This is a genomic window from Caballeronia sp., assembly GCF_049581465.1.
Classification (GTDB): domain Bacteria; phylum Pseudomonadota; class Gammaproteobacteria; order Burkholderiales; family Burkholderiaceae; genus Caballeronia.
Window position 1 is genome coordinate 1 of the sequence record NZ_JBAUSA010000451.1, and the last position, 3,433, is coordinate 3,433.

Genomic DNA, 3,433 nt, shown 5'->3' on the forward strand with positions numbered 1-3,433 from the left:
TTGCAGCTGGCTTGATGGTATGCGGTGGTTCGGCGTTCGCGCAAGCAAGCGGCGCAATGTCCAACGATTCGATGCCAAAAGACTCAATGTCCAAGGACACCATGTCAAAGGGCGCCATGAGCCAGGATTCAATGTCGAAGGACACCATGGGCAAGGACGTGAAGCAGGACAAGATGAAAAAACCCATGGCTCATGAGGCATCCGGCGCCATGGCGAACTAAGCTTCAATAAATGCGGAAAATGGCTGCGTCGATCGGCGTATCGTGGGTATTTTCGTGGATTGTTTTCCACGCTTATTTGCCCGCGCTTATTTCCCGGCCGTTTTCCACGCGCTTATTTCGCGCACCTATTTCGCGCACCTATTTCGCGCGCTTATTTCGCGGGCTTATTTCGCGCGCTTATTTTTTGGCGCGCTTATTTGCCCGGCCATTTGTCCAGCCGCTGGCCGTCGGGATGATTCGGCTGTATTCCCTTCAGAGATTCACACAGGACGCTGCTGAACCTCGTGTCCGTCAAACAAGCCTCGGAGTCCATCATGCGGGTCTCACCGTTCCTTTCCATCGCCGCCATCCTCGTGTCGTTCATGGCGGCGTCAGCCTACGGGGCATCCGCGAACACGTGTAGCGCGGCGAGCCCGGCACATCGCGCGGCGCTGGTCGAGTTGTACACGAGCGAGGGCTGCAATAGTTGCCCACCCGCCGACAACTGGCTGAGCCAGCTAGACCAGGCCCGCAAGACGAACACCGTGGTTCCACTGGAACTGCACGTCGACTACTGGGACGGACTCGGCTGGAAGGATCGCTTTGCGCAACCGACTTTCACGGAGCGGCAACAACGCCTGTCGTCCAAGGGCGGCGGCAACGTGGTCTATACGCCTGAGGTTTTTGTCGGCGGACGCGAGTTGCGCGGTTGGTCGAGCGACGCCAGCTTTGAATCGCGCATCGAGCAATTGAACTCCGAAGCACCGCTTGCCGATATTCATATCGACGCTCACGCAACTACGCCCGGCAATGTCGCGTTCAACGCCACCTTCCAGGCTCGCTCGACGCTTCCCGACGACGCCGTCGCGTACGCCGCCGTGTTCGAAGACAGGCTCGAGAGCGACGTGAAAGGGGGTGAGAACCGGGGCGCGACCTTGCATCACGACCGCGTGGTGCGTCGCTGGATCGGGCCGGTGCGTATAGTTGGAGGACGTGCGCAAATCGCCGGCGACTACACGGCAGGCCCAATGCTGCAAGGCATGGGCGTGGTCGCGTTCGTCGAGAATGCGGCGACGGGTGACGTGCTGCAAGTGGCGGAACTGCCCGGATGCGCGAGTTGAAGGAATCGCGTGCTTTTTCTTGATACTGAGAGGGTCAGAATGAACGCGACACATGAAGTGAGCAACGTGCGCCGGCCTGCTGTATTGATCCAACCCGGCTGGGTCCGGGTTTGTCACTGGCTCAACGCACTCGCGGCGGTGCTGATGATGATGTCGGGATGGCGGATCTATGATGCATCGCCGGTATTCAAGGGCTTCGTGATTCCGGTTGGCATCACGCTCGGTGGTTGGCTTGGAGGCGCATTGCAATGGCACTTCGCGGCGATGTGGCTCCTGTTCGTGAACGCCCTTTTCTATCTCGGCATGAACATCGTGACGGGACGCATCAGGACCAAGTTCTTTCCGCTTTCACCGCGCGCCGTCCGGCACGATCTCGGCGAAGCGCTCAAAGGGCATTTATCGCATGCCGACCCGAGCAAGTACAACGCGGTGCAGAAACTCGCGTACCTCTTCGTGATGCTGGATATAGCCGTGCTGATCCTGTCCGGACTCGCGATCTGGAAGTCCGTGCAGTTCCCGTTGCTGCGTGAGTTGATGGGCGGCTACGACTTCGCCCGCGTTGTCCACTTTTGCGCAATGTCATTGCTTGCCGCTTTTATTATCGTTCATCTGGTCATGGTGGCCCTCGTGCCGCGCTCCCTGGTGACCATGATTCGTGGACGATAGATAGTTCAAGGAAATTCGATCATGAAACCGACCAAACCTTCCCGGCCTGTGCGCATGGGCATCGATCGCGACTCGTTGATTATCGATGTGCGACGCGAGCTCGACATGCCGTCGCGCCGGCTCTTCGGCAAACGGATCCTGACGCTCGGCGGCCTTGCAATGATGACCGGCTGCAGCCTGTCGGACAACAAGTCTGTCGAGACCTTCCTGACCCGCGTCTCGCGTCTGAACGATAGCGTGCAAGGCTGGCTCTTCGACCCGAATCGCCTTGCACCTACGTACACCGAAGCGCAGATCACACGACCCTTTCCGTTCAATGCGTTCTATGGCGTCGACGACGTGCCTGAAGTCAATGGCGCCGATTTCCGCCTGAAAGTCGGGGGGCTTGTGCAGGACACCCAGGTCTGGACCCTGCCCGATCTCTACGCGTTGCCGAAAGTGGAGCAGATCACGCGGCACATCTGCGTGGAGGGATGGAGTGCGATCGGGCGCTGGGGTGGTACGCCGTTTTCGGCGTTTTTGAAGCGCGTGGGCGCGGATACATCGGCGAAATATGTCGGCTTTAAATGCGCCGACGATTATTACGAGAGCATTGACATGCCGACCGCCCTGCATCCGCAGACTTTGCTCACGTTTACCTACGACGGCCAGCAGTTGCCGCCCAAATACGGCTTTCCGATGAAGCTCAGGATGCCGACGAAACTCGGCTATAAGAACCCCAAGCACATCATGGAAATTTTCGTGACGAATAAGTATCCGGGCGGGTATTGGGTCGATCAGGGATATAACTGGTTTGGGGGGTCTTGAGTTAAAGCGGGGTTTGCCGTTTGATCGGCAGAGTCGGAAATTGCATCGCGAGCGAGCTTGTCTTCGCGAAATGGAAAAACGAGTCGAGGGGTATCCTCGCGCTCGCACCGGATCGTGGATCGCCACGTCCGGTGAATGGGCAACGTGTCGGCCTTTTACTGCGGTTTTTGTATCGTGCCCTTTGATCCATCCGGCATCATCGGGACCATCGCCGGCGTGCCGTCCATATTTTTGGCCGCGATGCTGCGCGCCATCGGGCCGCCGGGCGCGACGACGGGGTCTCCCCAGTGCGTCATGCCCGATGTCGCGGCGCCGTGAGCGTTGCCACCGCCCGTTCCGCCTTGCCCGTTGCCTGCGAATGCCGCGGCTGACAAACACATCGCCAGCCCCGCGGTCACCCTGCCCACTATTGCCCTGTTCATGATCTGCTCTCCATGAGGCGCTAGGCTAGATTGCGTCGCGTCGTGGTGGTATACGTCGGGCGTGGCGCGGTGGATGCAGAAGGGACGCCGGTTTGGGCGGCTGAGGGCGGTGAGGGGCGTGACGTTGGGGTGGTTCTGCTAACGGTGGGTGTGCGGCGAGGGTAGAGTCCTTCTCGCGTGGTCGTTCTGCATAAGTAGTATTTTCTTGCTTATTTCT

General features: G+C 59.2%; 5 protein-coding genes. 4 read left to right on the top strand and 1 reads right to left on the bottom strand.

Features of this window, described 5'->3' with window-relative positions; translation table 11 throughout:
* The 4 genes from WCA53_RS11160 to WCA53_RS11175 all read left to right on the top strand — a co-directional run.
* Positions 1-221 (top strand): pentapeptide MXKDX repeat protein (locus WCA53_RS11160; protein WP_423909269.1); only part of this gene is annotated, 221 nt, incomplete at its 5' end.
* A gap of 314 nt (positions 222-535) precedes the next feature.
* A complete protein-coding gene (locus tag WCA53_RS11165) occupies positions 536-1,321 on the top strand; it encodes a DUF1223 domain-containing protein (RefSeq protein WP_423909274.1) in 786 nt (261 codons plus the stop codon).
* Between the two features lie 39 nt (positions 1,322-1,360).
* Positions 1,361-1,987: a cytochrome b/b6 domain-containing protein gene (locus WCA53_RS11170; RefSeq protein ID WP_423909277.1), complete on the top strand. Its 627-nt coding sequence runs from the start codon at positions 1,361-1,363 to the stop codon at positions 1,985-1,987.
* 21 nt (positions 1,988-2,008) lie between these two features.
* Positions 2,009-2,794 (top strand): molybdopterin-dependent oxidoreductase, encoded by a 786-nt coding sequence (locus tag WCA53_RS11175; protein WP_423909280.1) that lies wholly within the window; start codon positions 2,009-2,011, stop codon positions 2,792-2,794.
* 155 nt (positions 2,795-2,949) lie between these two features.
* Here the strand turns inward: WCA53_RS11175 and WCA53_RS11180 are convergent, their stop codons facing one another.
* Positions 2,950-3,216 carry a hypothetical protein gene (locus WCA53_RS11180; protein ID WP_423909284.1) on the bottom strand — a complete coding sequence of 89 codons (267 nt, stop codon included), beginning with the start codon at positions 3,214-3,216 and terminating at the stop codon, positions 2,950-2,952.
* Positions 3,217-3,433 lie beyond the last annotated feature (217 nt).